This is a genomic window from uncultured Shewanella sp., assembly GCF_947501225.1.
GTDB lineage: Bacteria > Pseudomonadota > Gammaproteobacteria > Enterobacterales > Shewanellaceae > Shewanella.
This window is the reverse complement of sequence record NZ_CANMUW010000008.1, coordinates 92,704-111,596: the sequence shown is the minus strand read 5'-3', so window position 1 is coordinate 111,596 and position 18,893 is coordinate 92,704. Positions and strand designations below refer to the sequence as shown.

Genomic DNA, 18,893 nt, shown 5'->3' with positions numbered 1-18,893 from the left:
GTTTATTCTCCTACTTTTACGGTCTTAATCACGTCACGGCGGGAGATCTTCTTTCCACCGAACATGTTTACACCGCTCTGGCCATCACTGCAGCCGTTACCGAATGTGAAACCACAACCGCTCTTCTCGCCATAGGCCTGAGGTACGTTCATCTCACGGTGTCCACTTGGGATAACGTAACGATCTTCGTAATTAGCGATGGCCAGGTAACGATACATCTCATCGGCTTGCTTCTTAGTCAGTCCCGCCTGCTGCAGCACCTCTAAGTCCTCTACGCCTTCGACATTTTCGGCGCGTTTGTAGGCACGCATAGCCAGCATACGCTCAAGCGCCCGTATTACCGGTTCTTCATCACCCGCTGTTAACAGATTTGCCAGATACTTAACCGGAATACGCAGTGAGCGTACATCCGGAATAACGCCGGCCTTGCCCAGGGTGCCGGCTTCGGCCGCACTCTGAATCGGGCTCAGTGCAGGGATATACCAGACCATAGGCAAGGTGCGGTACTCAGGGTGAAGCGGCAGTGCCAGTTTCCAGTCCATCGCCATCTTATACACTGGTGACTTCTGTGCCGCTGTGATAACTGAGTCTGCAATCCCATCCTTGCGGGCCTGAGCGATTACCGCCGGGTCGAATGGATCCAGGAACACTTCGAGTTGCTTCTCATACAGGTCTGTTTCAGAGGCTGTCGATGCCACCTCTTTAATCTTATCCGCATCATAAAGCAACACACCCAGGTAACGGATACGGCCCACACAGGTCTCTGAACACACCGTTGGTTGACCCGCTTCGATACGCGGATAACAGAAGATACACTTCTCAGACTTACCCGATTTCCAGTTGTAGTAGATCTTCTTGTATGGGCAGCCGCTGATACACATACGCCAGCCGCGACACTTCTCTTGGTCAATCAGGACGATGCCGTCCTCTTCACGCTTGTAGATAGCGCCAGAGGGGCATGAAGCGACACAGGCGGGGTTCAGACAGTGCTCACAAAGACGCGGCAGATACATCATGAATGTATTTTCAAACTCGCCGTACATCTCTTTTTGCATGTTATCGAAGTTTTTATCTTTGCTGCGCTTTTCGAACTCGCTGCCTAAGATCTCCTCCCAGTTGGGCCCCCACTCGATCTTCTCCATTCGCTTACCTGAGATAACGGAGCGAGGACGTGCCGTCGGCTGATGCTCGACGATAGGCGCGGTATGAAGATGCTGATAGTCGTAATCGAACGGCTCATAATAGTCGTCAATTTCCGGCATATCCGGGTTAGCGAAGATATTAGCCAACACACGATACTTGCCACCGATACGGGGCTGAATATCACCGTTGGACTTTCTCTCCCAACCGCCATTCCACTTATCCTGGTTTTCCCACTCCTTGGGATAACCTATGCCCGGCTTGGTTTCAACGTTGTTGAACCAGGCATATTCGACGCCTTCACGAGACGTCCATACATTTTTACATGTAATTGAACATGTATGGCAGCCGATACACTTATCGAGGTTCAGCACCATACCGATTTGAGAACGTATTTTCATGGTCAGATCCTCTTAAGCTTCATCTGGGTTAGTTGGCAGTGGACGTGGCAGGTCATCGGTATTGGAACCCTCTAACCAGTCAACATTATCCATCTTTCTCACCACAACAAATTCGTCACGGTTACAACCCACAGTGCCATAGTAATTGAAGCCCCAGGACTGCTGAGCATAGCCACCAATCATATGCGTCGGCTTCATCACGACCCGGGTTACCGAGTTATGGTGACCACCACGGGTACCTGTCATCTCACTGCCCGGTACGTTAACGATTCGCTCCTGAGCGTGATACATCATCACCATGCCCTGATTCACACGTTGTGAAACCACGGCGCGACAAGCGATGGCACCGTTGGCATTGAAGACCTCGATCCAGTCGTTATCTTCGATACCGGCCTCTTTGGCATCTATCTCACTCATCCAGATGATCGGGCCACCACGGGACAGGGTCAGCATCAGGAGGTTGTCGGAGTAAGTACTGTGAATCCCCCACTTCTGATGCGGCGTGATCCAGTTCAGTACGATCTCTTTATTACCGTTTGACTTAGTCCCTTTCACCAGATCAACCGTCTTGGTGTTGATCGGTGGACGATAAGACATAAACTGCTCACCGAAGGCCTGCATCCACTTATGATCCTGATAGAACTGTTGACGTCCTGTGATGGTTCTCCATGGCACCAACTCATGGACGTTGGTGTAACCTGCCGTATAGCTCACATGCTCATCTTCCAGACCCGACCAGGTTGGTGATGAGATGATCTTACGTGGTTGAGCCTGCACATCGCGGAAGCGGATCTTCTCCTCCTGCTTAGGCTTGGCAAGGTGCGTATGATCGATACCGGTAGCTTCACTGAGCGCAGCCCAGGCTTTAACCGCTACCGCACCATTGGTCTCTGGCGCAAGAGTCAGGATGGTTTCGGCCGCATCGATAGCCGACTCGATAATAGGACGCCCCTCACTCACCCCTTCATCGGTATTGCGATGGTTAAGGTCACCAAGCAGTAAGATCTCATCGTCTGTATTCCAGTTGATACCCTTTCCGCCGTTACCCAGCTTATCCAGTGCAGGACCGAATGAGGTGAACTTCTTATAGGTATTTGGATAGTCGCGCTCTACCACCACCATGTTCGGCGCGGTCAGGCCCGGAATCAGGTCACACTCGCCCTTCTTCCAGTCCTTAACGTCGAATGGTTGAGCCAGTTCACCGGGCGTATCGTGTAGCATAGGCACAGTGACTAAGTCTGTCTCTTCGCCTAAGTGACCCACACACACCTCGGAGAATGCCTTGGCGATGCCCTTATAGATCTCGAAATCCGATCTCGCTTCCCATGCCGGATCCACAGCCGTCGAGAGCGGGTGGATGAACGGGTGCATATCGGATGTGTTCAGATCGTCTTTCTCATACCAGCATGCGGTCGGCAGTATGATGTCGGAGAACATGCAGGTCGAAGACATGCGGAAATCGAGCGTAGTCACAAGGTCGAGTTTGCCGGTAGCGCCCTCATCGACCCATTCGACCTCTTCAGGCTTGAATCCGCCACGCTTTCCGAGATCGTCATTCATCACACCATTCTTGGCACCGAGCAGGTACTTGAGCATATACTCATGGCCCTTACCCGAAGATCCCAATAAGTTAGAGCGCCAAACGAAGATGTTACGCGGAAAGTTTTCCGGTGCATCGGGGGCTTCACTGGCAAACTTCAGCTCGCCGGACTTAAGCTGCTTTACGGCAAACTCTTTTGGCTCCATGCCGGCTTCTTTAGCCTGCTTAGCCAGATGCAGCGGGTTCATATTAAGCTGAGGTGCCGATGGCAACCACCCCATACGCTCCGCTTTGATGTTGTAATCGAGCATATGCTCAGAGAACTGAGACTTATCGGCCAGAGGAGACAGAACCTCATGGATACTCACCTTCTCATGGCGCCACTGTGAAGAGTGGTTATAGAAGAAGGAGGTACTGTTCATCTGACGTGGCGGACGAGACCAGTCAAGGCCGAATGCCAATGGCTGCCAGCCCGTCTGAGGACGTAGCTTTTCCTGACCCACATAGTGAGACCAACCACCACCGGACTGACCCACACAACCACACATCATTACCATGTTGATCAGACCACGGTAGTTCATGTCCATGTGGTACCAGTGGTTCATTGCGGCGCCGACGATGATCATCGCCTTACCCTTTGTCTTGTCGGCGGTGTCTGCAAACTCACGGGCAACCTTAATCACCTTATCGCGTGAAACGCCGGTGATCTTCTCCTGCCACGCAGGTGTACCCGGCACGTCCTGATCGTAGCTGCTGGCAACACCGCCGCCACCCAGGCCACGGTCCAGACCATAGTTTGCCATCATCAAGTCATATACGGTTGCCACGGTGAGCTCTTCACCGTTAGCTCCCATCACCTTACGACTTGGTACGTTTCTGACCTGAACCTCATCATGCTCACAAGAGACCCAATGCTTGTTGGTGTCGTCTGCCGCGAAGTGCGGGAAGGCTACGGGTGAGACATCACCACCGATAAGTGACAGTTGCAGCTTGGTCTCCTTGCCCTCTTTACCTTCACGCTCATTGATATTCCACTTACCCTTCTCGCCCCAGCGATAACCGATAGAACCGGTTGGAGAGACAAACTCATCGGAATTTTCATCGATACCGATAGTCTTCCACTCAGGGTTATTCTCCTGACCTAAGTTATCGGCCAGATCTGATGCACGCAGGAAGCGGGTCGATTTCAGCGACTCGTCGTCATGTTTCTCAAGCACGACCAACATAGGGAAGTCGGTGTATTGACGAACATAGTTAGTGAAGTACTCACTCGGATTATCTAAATGGAACTCTCTTAAGATAACGTGACCGAATGCCATTCCCAGCGCAGCATCAGAGCCCTGCTTAGGGTTGAGCCACTCATCGGTAATCTTAGATACTTCGGCGTAATCGGGTGTGATCGACACCGTTTTGGCCCCCTTATAACGAACTTCGGTAAAGAAGTGCGCATCGGGAGTACGGGTCTGAGGTACGTTTGAGCCCCAGGCGATGATGTAGTTTGAGTTATACCAGTCGGCAGACTCAGGTACGTCGGTTTGCTCACCCCAGGTCATGGGAGATGATGGCGGCAGGTCACAGTACCAGTCGTAGAAACTCAGACAAACACCACCTATGAGTGACAGGTAGCGTGCACCTGCAGCATAAGAGACCATAGACATGGCCGGAATAGGCGAGAAGCCTATGACGCGATCCGGACCATAGGTCTTAGTGGTGTAGACGTTAGCCGCGGCGATAATTTCGTTGACTTCATCCCAGCTGGAACGAACGAAGCCACCCAAACCACGCTTAGACTTATAGGCTTGGGTCTTGGCCTTATCTTCAACGATAGAGGCCCAGGCATCGACTGGGTTCTGGTTAGCACGGGCCTGACGCCATAGTTTCAGTAGTGGCTTACGCACTTTCGGATACTTGAGACGGTTGGCGCTGTAGAGGTACCAGGAGTAACTGGCACCACGGGGACAACCACGAGGCTCGTGGTTTGGCAGATCCGGACGGGTTCTTGGGTAGTCGGTTTGTTGTGTTTCCCAGGTTACCAAGCCATTCTTTACATAGATTTTCCAAGAGCAGGAACCGGTACAGTTTACACCGTGGGTAGAACGAACGACTTTATCGTGCTGCCAGCGTTGACGATAACTGTTTTCCCATTCACGACTTTCATTGGTGGTATCACCATGACCATCGCTGAACTCGCCTGTTTTCTTCTTTAAGAACTGTAAGCGATCAAGAAAATTACTCATCTTTTTACTCCATTGACCTATGACTGACGGCGACTTAGTCTCAGATATAAAACTAAACGTCAGTCACCAATTTTTATTATTTATAAGCTCATAACCTAAGAGAGTCGCTCCAAGTCAACTCTCTTCGCGTAAAAATATGATTATTAAGGGTTATGATGCTCGGCGCCTGGGCGCAGATAGAACCACCAGTTGATGACGATACAAACCGCATAGAAGAAGGCGAAACCATAGAGTGCATTCTCAGGCGTAGTCAGCTTAATCTGCTCACCCAGCACCTTAGGAATGATGAAGGCACCGTAGGCGGCAACGGCCGATGTCCAACCCAGTACCGGACCCGCCTGCTCTTTATCGAATACCATAGAGATGGTACGGAAGGTGGAACCATTACCGATACCTGTCGCGGCAAACAGAATAAGGAACAGCACTAAGAAAGGTACGAAGTACTCTTGCGGCGTAGGAGAGGCATAAGCGGCTTGCATGAAGTAAGCAACACCCAGTGCACTGGTAACCATCACGATCGCACAGATCTGCGTCACCTTGGCGCCACCCATCTTATCGGCAATCCAACCACCGACCGGACGAATCAATGCACCGATGAAAGGCCCCATCCAGGCATACATCAATGCGCTCGGGCCGTTAGGGTTGGCCATATCATGGTTCATGACACCATCGACCAACACATGCTGATAACCGAAGATAACCTTAATCGAGAGACCAAAACCTGCGGCGAAACCGATGAATGAACCGAAGGTCATGGTATAGATGACGCTCATCACCCAGGTGTGCTTGTTATTAAAGATCTTATACTGGCGAGACAGGTTCTCTTTAACCTGACCGGGGATAAGCTTCAGCAGGAACACGGTCAGCGCGATAACGATAGGCAGTACAATCCACTTACTGACACCGAAACCTGAGCCACCCACCTTTTCAGGCAACATCAGCCACAGGCCGAATATTGAGGTCAGGAAACCGATGGCAAGCATGCCGGAGATGATACCGAAAGAACCAACAGGACTCGGTAGATCCGGGGTGACATGAGAGGCCTTGATGTTGTTCATGCCGATCCAACCGACGATTGCCAGCGGGATCAGAAAGAGTAACCAGATATAGCCGGCGTTATGGATCCAGGCGTCACTGCCTGCAGGAATTTTACCAATCAGGGTACCTGAGGTGTTAACCAGTTCCATCGGCTCACCACCGAACAGACCGAAGGTCATCGCCAGCGGTACCAATATCTGCATGGTAGTCACACCGAAGTTACCCAGACCCGCGTTAAGCCCTAAGGCCAGACCCTGCTGCTTCTTAGGGAAGAAGAAGCTGATATTTGACATCGATGAGGCGAAGTTACCGCCACCGAAGCCAGATAGAAGAGCCAGGATCTGGAATACCCAAAGCGGTGTATTCTTATCCTGCAGCGCGATACCCGCACCGATTGCAGGGATCATCAGCAGCGCCGTAGTGAAGACGATGGTATTTCGTCCGCCACACAGACGGATAAAGAAACTGCTCGGAATACGCAGTGTAGCCCCGGTCAGACCCGCAACCGCCATCAGGGTGAATAGCTCAGATTTTGCAAATGGAAAGCCCAGATTCAACATCTGGATGGTGATGATGCCCCAGTATAGCCATACTGCGAACCCACATAACAGACTAGGGATAGAGATCCAAAGGTTGCGGTTGGCAACTTTCTTCCCTTCACTGTCCCAAAACTTGGGATCTTCTACGTCCCATTTTTTGATATCAGACATTATTTTCTCCAACTGATCACAAGGTTATTCTCTATTTCGTATCCCGACTGAATTAGAGGCGAAAACATTCTTAAATTTATTCTTCGTTTTTGAATGCGTTGATTTGTTAGTTGACATTCAAATATTGTTATTGCGACGATGAAGGTATCACCACGGATAATCGACAAGTTGATCCAGATCATGTTTAAACCTGCAACTTTGCACTGGCTCACACAAAACTACTACTAAAGCACTAGAAAGGAGCCCGATATAAAGCGCTGAAAAATATAGGTTTATTTTGAATTGTTAATTTTTATGGTGAGAAAGCGAGTAGGCCAAACTATTAAGTAGTAGTAACATAAAATACACATACAACCACGGTTGTAACACTTGGTTAACGATGAAGTTGACGATATGAAAATGAAACAACACCTTGGTGAGTCGCTCTATGTCGACGAGCCCACCAGTAGTACATCACTGGTTGCCGCCGCCGGCCAGTTTATGGCGATCATCATCACCTTAGGCCTGTTTAGTATGATCTCCTCAATCCTGGTCACCGAGAGTCTCAGCGGTGACGCCGAACAGATAAACCGTGCAGGTGCGATGAGGATGCAGGCGATACGCGTTTCAAGGGCTAACCTGATAGCGCAAGACAGTAGCAGGCCAGTGGTAAAGCGGGAGATCCAGAGATTTGAGACTAAGTTGTCGCATCTCTTCTTAGGTGGAATAACCAGTACCATAGATAATCCACAGGTGCTTGCCCAGCATCAAAAAATCCTCTCTGGCTGGGAGTCGATAAAGCGATCGCCTCACACCACCTCTATCGAAGCATTCGATAACTTCACGGTAGAGATAGACAAGTTAGTCAACCTGTTACAGATGGAGTCGGAGAAAAAGTTAAGCCTGCTACGCTTAATTCAGGGGATCACCCTCTTCTCTATTCTTATTGTCAGCGCCTTCGTGTTGTTTAAGCTCAATCGCTCGCTGATAACGCCGCTTAAACAGCTGGTCAAGGTCGCCTCAGAAGCGGGTAAGGGCAACTTTAATATCAGGGTCGATCATGTTGCAGATAATGAGTTAGGCCTGCTCTCGCGCACCATAGGCCATATGTCTAAACAGCTTGAGAATACCTATCAGGAATTTGAAGATCGGGTAGATAAAAAAACCCGAGAGCTCACCCGGAGTAACCAATCACTCGAGGTCTTATACCGGGCCGCCAGTAACCTGTCTAATTATGAATATCATCAGATCGATCAGAAGATAATCCAGGAGCTGGTACAGGTTCTGGGCTTCGGTAAAGTCTCGATAGTGCTCTGTGAGAAGAGTGTCAACAATCTTGTTTTCTATAAAGCCAGAACTAACACCATAGATCACCAGCACATGGAGGTACACCAGTTCGTGTTAGAGAAGCGGGGCCGCTTCTTCGGCGATATCGTCTGGCAGGTGCCTAAGTATGAGAGCCCGCAGGAGTGGCAGAAACAGCTGCTGCAGGCCATGGCCGACATCGTCGCAACCGCTATCGAACTGGAGCAGAAGAAAAACAGCGAAAACAGGCTGCTGATTGCCGAGGAGCGCGCCGTTATCGCCCGTGAACTGCATGACTCTCTGGCCCAATCACTCTCGTTCCTTAAGGTACAGATGAGCCTGCTGACGCGCAAGATGCAGAAAGGGCTTCCGGAGGAGCAGGTCGATGAAACAATTAATGATATCAAGCAGGGATTAAATAACGCCTACCTGCAGCTCAGGGAGCTGCTCACCACCTTCCGTCTGAAACTGGATGATCCCTCCCTTGAAAATGCCCTGCAGGGCACGGTGGCGGAGTTCGCCGAAAAGTGCCAACATGGCATTGAATTAAAATTTGAAATACCACAGAATTATTTGACCGCCAATCAGGAGATACATGTGCTGCAGATCATCCGTGAAAGCCTGTCTAACGTTCACAGGCACGCAGATGCCAGCTGCGCCGGGGTCAATCTGGTCAAAGAGGATGACAGGATCAAGCTGGAAGTTTGGGATAACGGTAAGGGGCTACCTACGAATCTTGAGCAACAGGGACATTTTGGCTTAGGCATCATGAAAGAGCGTGCCAAGTCACTCAACTCTGTTTTGAACTTTAAGCCCAACTCCCCCAGCGGCACTAAGGTGGTGCTGGAATTTATACATTAGCTTTATACATTAGCTCTTTGTCAGCGAGTGACACAGTACCCGAATCTATTGCCTTTTTAAGTGTCTTTAAGCGCTTATAATAGAAAAAGAAGATGAATCATGACTACAGCACAAATACTATTGGTCGATGACCACCCTACCCTTCGTCAGGGACTGGCCCAGCTGATCGCACTGGAAGATAATCTGGAGGTGGTCGCCCAGGCGGGCTCCGGCGATGAGGCGATAACCCTGGCTATCAAGCACGAACCGGATCTGATTCTGCTGGACCTCAACATGAAAGGTTTAAGCGGTATCGATACCCTGATCGCACTCAAGCGCGCCGAGGTGCAGAGTAAAATTGTCATCTTTACCGTCTCCGACAGCGAAAGCGATGTGCTGCAGGCCATCAAGTTCAATACCGACGGCTACCTTCTAAAAGACTCAGAGCCCGAGGAGCTTATCGACAAGATAAACCTCGCCATTCAGGGGGAGTTTGTGATCAGCAATCCCCTGACCCAGATCCTGGCCAGATCCCTGCGCCCCAGCAGCAAACCGGTCTCGCCGCTCGAGAACCTCACCCAGCGGGAGCTGCAAAACCTCAAGCTTATCGCCGCAGGTAAGAGCAACAAGGACATCGCCAACAAGCTGGGGATCGCCGAGACCACGGTCAAGGTGCACGTGAAAAACCTGCTGAAGAAGCTGGGACTGAAGAGCCGGGTTGAGGCCGCCGTATGGGCGGTGGAGCATAAGATTAGTCATTAAGTGCGCAGCCTTCGAATGAAGACTGATTACATTTTTTGTATTAACTTCCGGCTGAGTTGGTATTGGGTTGCGTGTTTGAAAGTTATACTTTCATTGTTATCTAACGCCTTCCCGGCGAGGGATGTGCAGATACTTCTGTGACACGACACGAGTATATCCCTATAGTCTCGGCCGTGACATCCCTGTCACGGACGGTCACAGCCGCATCTACACCTGCTGATTTCAAGCAAGTATTTTCTTCGATTTGGCTTTGACGCTAACTTCGAATGAAGGCTGATTACATTCATATTTAGCCGTCATCCTGAACGTTTCTTGTCGATAAAAAGTAGGATCCAGCTTTTCTATGTGCAGGTACTTCTGACAGTCGCTGTGAGTATATCTGACCACCATGGATGGTGGGAATGCCGTAAAATGTAGGGAACATTTTCGGCCTTGGGCGCTCTGCGATAACATCTGATGTGAATGGATTCACAAATGCCGTGGTGGCATGGACGCCAAAGAACGGCCATGAAACAGAAGTCCTCGATCTCACTTACATCAGTTATCTATCTCTTCGATTTGGCTTTGTCGATACCTTAGAAAAAACAGCCTTAACTTCTGTCCCTATAGCCTCAGTAAATATTGATTGCCCCGTTGAAATCCTTTTACACACAACACTGTATGGATACACCGTTATAACTAATATTGAGATAACTGACGCAAAAAAGATGCGTAAATCGACAGTTTGACGCACTGATAATACACACATAAAATTTAAATTCACTACATATCAACAACCTACATCAAGACAGATGTGGTTACAGAGACCTCATAAACAACGAAGCATCTTTTTAACGGCCGATTCTCGAAATGTTTTGTGAATTAAACACAAATAAATACATTTACAACAGTTAGTTAGCGGTGATAGATTGACAAGAAATGGACCAGCAGCTTGGAGCGTTATCCTGCTGCTATTGAATAAGCTGTTAAATGCGCAAATATTAGCTATTAATGGATTAATTTAATGAAAGAATGTTTTATTGTTACGCCTATTGGTCAAGATAACTCGGCTATTCGCCGTGAAACTGATGGATTGATAACGAGTGTTTTTGAGCCAGTTCTGAAAAATATGAATTAGAACCAGTCGCAGCACATCACATATCTGAAACGGGGAGCATTACAAGGCAGGTTGTTAAAAGGCTCTTAGAAGCTGATTTGGTAATTGCTAATCTCACAAATTTAAACCCAAATGTTATGTACGAGTTAGGTATTCGCCATTGTTCACGAAAGCCTACAATTGTTGTTGCTCGTGATGATGTAACTCTTCCTTTTGATTTGAGTGATGAGAGAACAATTTTTTATCATAACGATATCTATGGTGTTGAAGAACTAAAACAAAGATTAGACACTATTATCCCAAATGCTCTCTCGGATGATAAACCTGATAATCCAGTTTATAGAGTTGTTGATGTAGATTTAATTAAAGTCCCTGAAGATGCAACCGATGCTGACACAGTTATTAATAAAAGACTCTCACAATTTGAAATACAACTGGAAGAAATATCTCGATATATTAAGGTTGGCATGAACCAAAATTCGGCTCGTTCACAAGGTGAACTAATCGACAATTCATTAAAATTTTATGTAAATGAACGTGTTGTAGATGATCTTGCGACCTTATGTTCTGATTATCAAATACCCTATGATCATAAATCGGTATACAAGGATGAATATCAGTTCTCAATATTACCTAATACTAAAAAGCAACAAGCTATGATATCAAAATTCGCAAATGAAAATAGTTCAGCAGTTAAGCGCATTTAACAAGGCAATCAAGGTGATGCGTTACACTCGGCGGTTTTGGTATGGAGTCCGGTGCGCTTTGCTTGTTCAGTGGGGCACACCTTATTGCAGGCGTTATACATCTGAATTAATTTCAGTATTAGAGATGTAGTATGTTTAAGAAGTTTGTACCTATCGTGGGTTTATTTGCTGTTATCTTTGCAATTGTAGTTTGCGGAGCATATTTTCGTGTGTTTTCAGGTGCATTTAGTACAAATCAGTCTGATTGGGGGAGTTTTGGATCTTATATCGGTGGTACGGTAGGTGCTCTTTTCGCTTCATTGTCATTCTTAGCTCTTTTATATACAGTCTACCTCCAGAGAGAGGAATTAACTACAGCGATCAAAGCATTACAGGATGGTGCTGAGTCTCAACAAAAACAAGTCGAAAACTATGAAGCTCAAAAGTTTGAAACTACGTTTTACTCTCTTTTAGAGCTTCACAATGATGCGGTACGATCTCTTGAATTGAATTCAAATGATCTTGACGAATATATTGCAAATCTAAATACACTTGATGATGGCTGTGATGTTTCGTCTTACCTAAAGGAGCGTCAAGAGCATATATTAAAGAATGTTGAGCTTTCACAGTACTTTAGGGTGCTATATCAGCTCTTAAAGTTCATCGCTAAAAATAATATTAAGAATGGTGACCGCAACTTTAGCGAAGCATACTTGGGGGAAAGAAGCACGATTGATGAATACGAAAATGAAGAAAAAATGTATGCAAGTTTGGTTCGAAGTTTTGTACCAGTAAAACTACTTCCCGTACTCGCTTTAAACTGTATACCTTCCTATGAAGGTTTAAACAACTTACAAAAATATTATGCTCTGCTTGAGCGGTACGGCTTTCTTGAGCATATGCGTTTAGATCATTTACCTTTGAACTTATCGACTTTTCTTATCTTTGATCGCTACTCGTATGCAATGGGTGAAAAAAGTCAAAATGACATTTTACAAAAAGTTAGTTTGTTAAAGTCAAAATATCCCAACCTATTTGTTGACAGTTTAATGGAAGGTGGATATTTGCATGTTTACTTAGACTCGGTCGAAACCGATGTATAACAAATTGCTTAAGAGTGACCAATAAAAGTAATAGCCAGCCATTGTTAATCAACAACATAGCAAACTCACATCAGGTATAGCGATGATAGACAGTGCGCTCTTCGCCAATAATCTCTCGTAAAACAAACTGTCGGTACAACATCCGACCTTAATAGGGAAATCAGGCACTAATTGCTGTATTTCGGGTAAGGAGTAATAACTCTGTCAATGTGACTGAGGAACAAGCTGTTAAGTGAGTTTTGCTTCAGCTAGTGGGGGATAAACTGGCAACTACTTGAAAAATGTCGCCTTCGTTTATTCAAGTGCTCACAGTAGTGGCTAAACTCCTGCAATGTGCCAACTGGGCCATGGAACAATTGACCAAATTCAGTGACGATTTTTAGCCAGTTCTCTGTAGGAATATTTAACCGTTCGAGTATGTCAGTAGCATGAGTAGCTATAGCTCCGCGCTTATCATCACGAATTACCCTGCCTGTTTCATCAACCAGTACTAGGTAATCTTGCAATGAAAAAACAAGCCCTTTGGGCTGATTAGCACGTTCATTACCAACAAACGGTAAAAGACGTTTAGGTTGCTCACCTGATAGTGCTGCTTTAACTCTAAGCTTGATACTGGTGAAATCTGATTGCTCAGGTGTATTAGCCATTTTGGCACGAATAGGATTAAGCTCCACATAAGCCATACACGCCAATACCGCCACTTCATCCAATAAAGCCTGAGACTTAAACCGCCCTTCCCAGAAATGCCCTGTGCAATTGTCTTCTAGGTTAGCTTGTCTTGCTATGGGTTCATTGAGGCATCTCATAAACCAGCTTATGTCGCTAAGGCGAGCACGATAAATAGCAATTAGGTGTTTAAGCTGGGCAACCGCATATTCTTCTATTACTTCGCCCTTGGCAAACTTCTGCGTTAAAGCTGTGCCATTAAATAACTTATGCCATTGCAGCACTACTTCTCTATCTGACCATGCATTAACCTGCTCTACATCAATATAAAGGACTACATGGAGGTGATTGCTCATCACTGCATAGGCGGCTACATCTATTGCAAACACCTCTGTTAGCTTCAATAGCTGTGCTTCTACCCAACCACGGCGATGGTCATAGTTCTTACCGGTATATTTGTCATCACCACACAAGAAAGCGCGCCGAACTACACGACTGCAACAGTGATAATAAGGGGTATCTTCCAAACTAATGAGGGTTCGTCTTGGCCTTGGCATACAACCTCCTTGTTAGATGCTCAAATCAAGATTAGTCGGAGGTCGTCATTTGTGCCATTAACATTGGGTGTCTATGTGTTTTGTACCGGTATATTTGTCATCACCACACAAGAAAGCGCGCCGAACTACACGACTGCAACAGTGATAATAAGGGGTATCTTCCAAACTAATGAGGGTTCGTCTTGGCCTTGGCATACAACCTCCTTGTTAGATGCTCAAATCAAGATTAGTCGGAGGTCGTCATTTGTGCCATTAACATTGGGTGTCTATGTGTTTTGTAGAAACTGAAGATTCAGGAACACCAATCTTTGGAGAACCTGAAGCTGGAAACTTTAACTCTGTAATTCCTATAGATCATGATTTTTAAACAAAATCACCGCCATAAAAAGTGAGATGCCACAGTTTTACAGTGGCATCTATCACATATGCCCCTTCCGCCAGTCACTAGGCGAGTCTAACTTATTTGGCAGCTTTGACAGCTGAATTCAAATCAATCAAAAAACTATTAGGCCCCCCCATGTTAGTTAGCTAACTTTTACATTGGCATCTTCACTTGAAAGAATCGATTTTGGATATTTAAGAAGACACGGCGAAGATCGAATGACCGCTTTGATCGAGAGAAAGTGATGCCGAACAGGCCTTTTTACATGGATGTAATTTGCCTAGACCTCGTTCTACAGGCTCTTTAATTATAATAAAGGCCTGCCACTTTTTTTCACATTGTTGTTGTCACTCTGTGAAAGGCTCTTTGTGCGTGGGATTGATGACTATTTGGGACATTTTTTCTCACACAGCTCAGATAAGATAAGATAGAAATAAAGTATCATTAATGTTCAAGTATTCTTAGTCTTATAAGACTGCAATTTAAGCGTTTTTCTTATTCAACTTTCTGATAACAACTTAGTTATCAGCCTCTAAAGGAAACAGGTGCCTATAACCAAGAACACCAACACTAAGCGGAAGTAGTAATATTGCCCATTTAGGGAATTGTGTTACTAAATAGAATTGATTGCCATTAGAGAGCTTAACACTGTACCAAAGACTGTTGAAGTATCCAATTGGGTCCGACACAACGGCTACAGCTTGCTCCATTTGAAAATAGATAGTTTTTGGTAACGCCAGCAAGAGATTAAAAAAGCCAAACGATAGGAATTCCGCAAGGGTAAACCGGCTAACAAAAAATACAATCAAATTACCCAGATTAAAAACGATAAAGACACCGATCCATACTACCAACCACATCTTAACCTTCGATAAGTGAAATGTTTTGGCGGAAAATACTGCCCACAGCAGAGCTAAAAATGACTCAATAAAGAAGGGAATTGCGTTAATGGTAAGTAAGTTAATCGCATAACCTTTGTAGTCAAATTGAGCGGCAAAAGGTGAAGAAGATGGGGAAAATATTGATTCAAAAATGACATAGCCAGCGGCACTACCTATGTACATAGCAATTGTAACTAAAAGGGCCATCTGTAGGCACTTATTTAATATATCTTTCCATGTAGCGTCAGAGTTAACCTCATACAGTTTTAAGAAAATGTAAGCAGCTATACCGGCAATGAAAGCGCCGATCACAATTGCGATAGCAAGAAAGCCAATAGCATATATAGAATCTACTTTTCCGTACTGTCTGTAAATTGTCTTAATCATTTTTCTTCCATAAATAATTGATGTGTAAACAGAGCGGTATCTAAGCTACTAGCTTTAATGTATATAAAATGCGATCTAAGTTTAAAAATAGCTAAAACAAACATCCATTTACTGCCCCTCCTTTTTGTCATATACACATGACAGATTGGTTTTAAACTATCTAAGCGCACATTAAGTAGATGGTGTCCCCATAAGCGTTTGTACACCCTCTTCATCTATCCAGCCATTGATCAGTCTGGGCGGGGTAACGTCGAAATAGATGTTTCTCGCTGTGATATGGGGCAAGTCGGCTAGATTCAGTTCTGCGCTGTCCATCTCTTCTAAGTGAATGGTTTCGCGGCTTTCCCTGCTCTGTTTAAATTTTTCTGCACAGACATAGATCGGGATGCCGAGGTCGTGAGCCGCCAGGGCGGTGAGATAACTGCCCGCTTTATTAACCAGCGAGCCGTCCGCCAATATCGAATCTGCGCCAAGGAGCACGACATCTGCTTTTTCCATAAACAGGCCCAGTTGTGCGTCGGTGATGTATTGGGTCTCTATGCCAGATTTAGAGAGCTTTTCGGCGAGCTGCAGGCCTTCATTACCCGGTCTGGATTCGGTGATGATCGCGCTTATCTCTCTCTTTGCCAGCTTCGTAAAGCAGTCGATAATGGTAGAGCTGATGCTATGGGTGAGCACGACACTGTTATCAGCAATCAAATCGCAGACATGTTGTGCGATGCGCTCATTAGCCTGGCTCGATTGCGCCATCAGCTCCTCTGCCTTGCCAAGCGCAACCTGCTTTAAGGTCATTACATCTGATTGTGGATGTTTACTCCTATTTACCTCCTCAAGCCAGGCATCGATGATATTTGTCAAAATAGCCATGCTGGGGCGGGTTTGTTGCAGCGCAACGGCAAAGGCGTTCAACTCTTTCAGATAGGTCGAAGGCTGTGCCTCCTCACATCGTTGACTGTAGTCTGCTAGGGCCTTAAGCGCCATACAGGCAATTTCAGCCGAGCCACTTTGATGGTCAGATATGATGTTTTGCAGGCAGGTTTGCCTGAATCGATTGTTTTCCATGAATTAATATTAGCCGAAATAGCCCTCTTCATCCCGGTTTCGGCATTACAGTATCCATCGTCCGGCTATTTTAGTTTCAGGGAGTTTTATTGGGAGGACACCATCCGAGATACACTCTTTTTGCAGCCAGTTCCGCAGGCTATGAGAACAAACAATGACTCAGGTCCTTTCGAGGATTTGCCGATATCCTGCAAGTTATAACTTGTGTTGGGTGCAGCTGCTGTAGTTCTCCCGGGTACACAGATTTATCGGGGTATGGATAAACTCATCATAGTCTCGATGTTTGACAATGTTATACAGGGCCAATATCGCTTGCCTACCCATCTCATAGGGGCTTTGACCGACATTTGCATGGGCGAGGCGGTCCCGTAACATGGTTAAGTGCTGCTCCTGAGCATCTGACATCACCACTATCACCTCTTTGCGTTCAAGCTTGGTTTTATAAGGCGCTATCATGTTGCGATAGAGCGTTTCATCATTTTGCGGCCAGCCACCGACGGCAATAAAGGCGTCCGCTTTCAATCGCCTTCCCTGCACCACCGACTCCATCTGCTTTACCGCCCTTGAGAGCTGATCGAAATTATTGAAAGGCTCTCTCACCTCGGTCCAGCCATTGTCGTTGCGGAGCATTTTCCCTGGCGGCGAAGTATAGTGTTTGCCGGACAGTGCGGCGCGGATCCCCATGATTCTGAGATTCAGATTGGGAGAGTCCGGGCGTCCGGTTTGAATGATCAAGGTGCCTCCATCGGGACGCTGCTTCTTTAACTGCTCCCCTAACGCCCTGCCAAACTCGAAATTATCTGTCCCGATATAACTTGAACGTATGTTTTTGTACTTATTGAGGGTCTGAGCGTCAAAATCTGAGTCATAGGTGACAATAGGAATACCGGCACTGCGCGCCTTTTGAATACTGTTTTCTGCGAGGAATTTAGACTGCGTCACGGCGACAGCGATACCGTCAACCCCCTCGTCGATCAGTTGTGAAATGATCTGATCCTGGACTCTGACACTCGCGGTCTCGGGCCCCCGGTATATGCACTCGACGCCCGTTAATTGAGCCGCAGCCTCCATACAACCTTGCTTGCTCTGTTCAAAAAAGACACTGTGGTACTTAGGGACAACGGCGAACTTAAGATCCTTTCCACTGGCTGAAAGTAATGGCAACATGGTAAATACTAAAACTAGTATCGATAATCTCATCAAATTTTCTCCCATATAATGAGACTGTTAGTTAACCTATATTTTCAATCGCAAGAAGAAGCTTATCTGCACCAGATAAGGTCTCAACTAAGATGTCAGACTCAAGCGCAGAGCAGACTGCGAGCCCATAGACTAGCTCAAAGCCGAGGCGGGCACACCAAGTTAGTTACAAATACACCAAAAGGATCACAAACACGCCAAAAAGTTCTCTCCTACCTATGGGTATCTGCCACCAGCCACTTTTACCCGCTGTACCAACAACTTTTCAATCATTTACATAGCTTGACTGTTTATTACTCTGTTTTCAAAAAGAATAAGCATGATTAACAAGGTGTGTAACAATCAGCATTGATACAAATTCTTAGCCGTAATACCTTTCACGCCGTCGCTTACCAAAAGGGATTCATTTCGTGTTAAAAACTTTACGGGGGGGTAACTGTTTCCTTATCTCGCCCCTAACCTCTTTATCTATCTCTTTTCTTATCGCTTTATCTGCTACGGGCTGTTCGCTTTGGGATAGTAAACAGGATTCTGGCACCCTGCACTACCGAATTAATGAAGCCTATGATTTTGAGGTGACTCACTGTGACAGTTTCGCCATGGCCAGAGGCAAGGCTTCGGGTGAGTTTGCATTAAGAGATGCGAAGAAACAGGCGATAAAGTATGGCGAAGGCTTAGGTGGCACCCATATCGTTTGGCTACACATCGATGAGTGTGAAGATAAAGACAAAGAGATAAGCGTGGTCGCCGTTATTTACAAGTGCAAGCAGTAACAGCTTAGGTTTTATCCGGGATAACAGGTTAAATTTTCAATCAAAAGCTGTTAGCAAAGCTCACCAACTAAAAGCCGGTCATCTAAATTAACCGGCTTTACTTTTAAATCAGGTTAGAAACTATCCGCAAAACACCAACCTTATGCAT

At 46.4% G+C, this 18,893-nt stretch carries 12 protein-coding genes and 1 pseudogene; 5 read left to right on the top strand and 8 right to left on the bottom strand.

Annotated features, from left to right (window positions below):
- Positions 1-2: 2 nt before the first annotated feature.
- The 3 genes from narH to Q1B47_RS13140 form a co-directional block, all read right to left on the bottom strand.
- Positions 3-1,541, bottom strand: a complete 1,539-nt coding sequence (gene narH / locus Q1B47_RS13150) for a nitrate reductase subunit beta (RefSeq protein WP_299794416.1) — start codon at positions 1,539-1,541, stop codon at positions 3-5.
- A 12-nt stretch (positions 1,542-1,553) separates the two neighbouring features.
- Positions 1,554-5,318 (bottom strand): nitrate reductase subunit alpha, encoded by a 3,765-nt coding sequence (locus tag Q1B47_RS13145; protein ID WP_299794413.1) that lies wholly within the window; start codon positions 5,316-5,318, stop codon positions 1,554-1,556.
- Positions 5,319-5,461: 143 nt separating this feature from the next.
- Entirely contained in the window at positions 5,462-7,066 is a 1,605-nt protein-coding gene (locus Q1B47_RS13140; RefSeq protein ID WP_299794410.1) for an antiporter, read from the bottom strand.
- Between the two features lie 393 nt (positions 7,067-7,459).
- On the opposite strand from Q1B47_RS13140, the gene Q1B47_RS13135 reads away from it, so the two are divergent.
- The 4 genes from Q1B47_RS13135 to Q1B47_RS13120 all read left to right on the top strand — a co-directional run bounded on the left by Q1B47_RS13135 (position 7,460) and on the right by Q1B47_RS13120 (position 12,837).
- Positions 7,460-9,211, top strand: coding sequence for a histidine kinase (locus Q1B47_RS13135; RefSeq protein WP_299794407.1), 1,752 nt, complete (start codon positions 7,460-7,462; stop codon positions 9,209-9,211).
- 99 nt (positions 9,212-9,310) lie between these two features.
- Positions 9,311-9,952, top strand: a complete 642-nt coding sequence (narL, locus tag Q1B47_RS13130) for a two-component system response regulator NarL (protein ID WP_299794404.1) — start codon at positions 9,311-9,313, stop codon at positions 9,950-9,952.
- Positions 9,953-11,146: 1,194 nt separating this feature from the next.
- On the top strand, positions 11,147-11,755 hold the full coding sequence (locus tag Q1B47_RS13125) for a hypothetical protein (protein ID WP_299794401.1): 609 nt from the start codon (positions 11,147-11,149) through the stop codon (positions 11,753-11,755).
- 131 nt (positions 11,756-11,886) lie between these two features.
- Entirely contained in the window at positions 11,887-12,837 is a 951-nt protein-coding gene (locus tag Q1B47_RS13120; protein WP_299794398.1) for a putative phage abortive infection protein, read from the top strand.
- A 248-nt stretch (positions 12,838-13,085) separates the two neighbouring features.
- On the opposite strand, the gene Q1B47_RS13115 is transcribed toward Q1B47_RS13120, so the two are convergent.
- The 5 genes and pseudogenes from Q1B47_RS13115 to Q1B47_RS13095 all read right to left on the bottom strand — a co-directional run bounded on the left by Q1B47_RS13115 (position 13,086) and on the right by Q1B47_RS13095 (position 17,972).
- Positions 13,086-14,060, bottom strand: a complete 975-nt coding sequence (locus Q1B47_RS13115; protein ID WP_299794396.1) for a transposase — start codon at positions 14,058-14,060, stop codon at positions 13,086-13,088.
- Between the two features lie 69 nt (positions 14,061-14,129).
- A pseudogene (locus tag Q1B47_RS13110) lies at positions 14,130-14,255 on the bottom strand (transposase); the annotation flags it as partial.
- Between the two features lie 705 nt (positions 14,256-14,960).
- Positions 14,961-15,710, bottom strand: coding sequence for a hypothetical protein (locus Q1B47_RS13105; RefSeq protein WP_299794394.1), 750 nt, complete (start codon positions 15,708-15,710; stop codon positions 14,961-14,963).
- A 171-nt stretch (positions 15,711-15,881) separates the two neighbouring features.
- Positions 15,882-16,772, bottom strand: coding sequence for a translation initiation factor eIF-2B (locus tag Q1B47_RS13100; RefSeq protein ID WP_299794392.1), 891 nt, complete (start codon positions 16,770-16,772; stop codon positions 15,882-15,884).
- A gap of 195 nt (positions 16,773-16,967) precedes the next feature.
- Positions 16,968-17,972: a substrate-binding domain-containing protein gene (locus Q1B47_RS13095; protein WP_299794390.1), complete on the bottom strand. Its 1,005-nt coding sequence runs from the start codon at positions 17,970-17,972 to the stop codon at positions 16,968-16,970.
- 482 nt (positions 17,973-18,454) lie between these two features.
- Here Q1B47_RS13095 and Q1B47_RS13090 point away from each other — a divergent pair, with 482 nt between their 5' ends.
- Positions 18,455-18,745, top strand: a complete 291-nt coding sequence (locus Q1B47_RS13090) for a hypothetical protein (RefSeq protein WP_299794620.1) — start codon at positions 18,455-18,457, stop codon at positions 18,743-18,745.
- The last annotated feature ends 148 nt before the right edge of the window (positions 18,746-18,893 follow it).

Coding starts and splice junctions, on each gene's coding strand:
- Q1B47_RS13115 (WP_299794396.1), bottom strand. CDS start 14,060: ATGCCAAGGCCAAGACGAACCCTCATTAGTTTGGAAGATACCCCTTAT.
- Q1B47_RS13140 (WP_299794410.1), bottom strand. CDS start 7,066: ATGTCTGATATCAAAAAATGGGACGTAGAAGATCCCAAGTTTTGGGAC.
- Q1B47_RS13095 (WP_299794390.1), bottom strand. CDS start 17,972: ATGAGATTATCGATACTAGTTTTAGTATTTACCATGTTGCCATTACTT.
- narL (WP_299794404.1), top strand. CDS start 9,311: ATGACTACAGCACAAATACTATTGGTCGATGACCACCCTACCCTTCGT.
- Q1B47_RS13100 (WP_299794392.1), bottom strand. CDS start 16,772: ATGGAAAACAATCGATTCAGGCAAACCTGCCTGCAAAACATCATATCT.
- Q1B47_RS13135 (WP_299794407.1), top strand. CDS start 7,460: ATGAAAATGAAACAACACCTTGGTGAGTCGCTCTATGTCGACGAGCCC.
- Q1B47_RS13105 (WP_299794394.1), bottom strand. CDS start 15,710: ATGATTAAGACAATTTACAGACAGTACGGAAAAGTAGATTCTATATAT.
- Q1B47_RS13120 (WP_299794398.1), top strand. CDS start 11,887: ATGTTTAAGAAGTTTGTACCTATCGTGGGTTTATTTGCTGTTATCTTT.
- narH (WP_299794416.1), bottom strand. CDS start 1,541: ATGAAAATACGTTCTCAAATCGGTATGGTGCTGAACCTCGATAAGTGT.
- Q1B47_RS13145 (WP_299794413.1), bottom strand. CDS start 5,318: ATGAGTAATTTTCTTGATCGCTTACAGTTCTTAAAGAAGAAAACAGGC.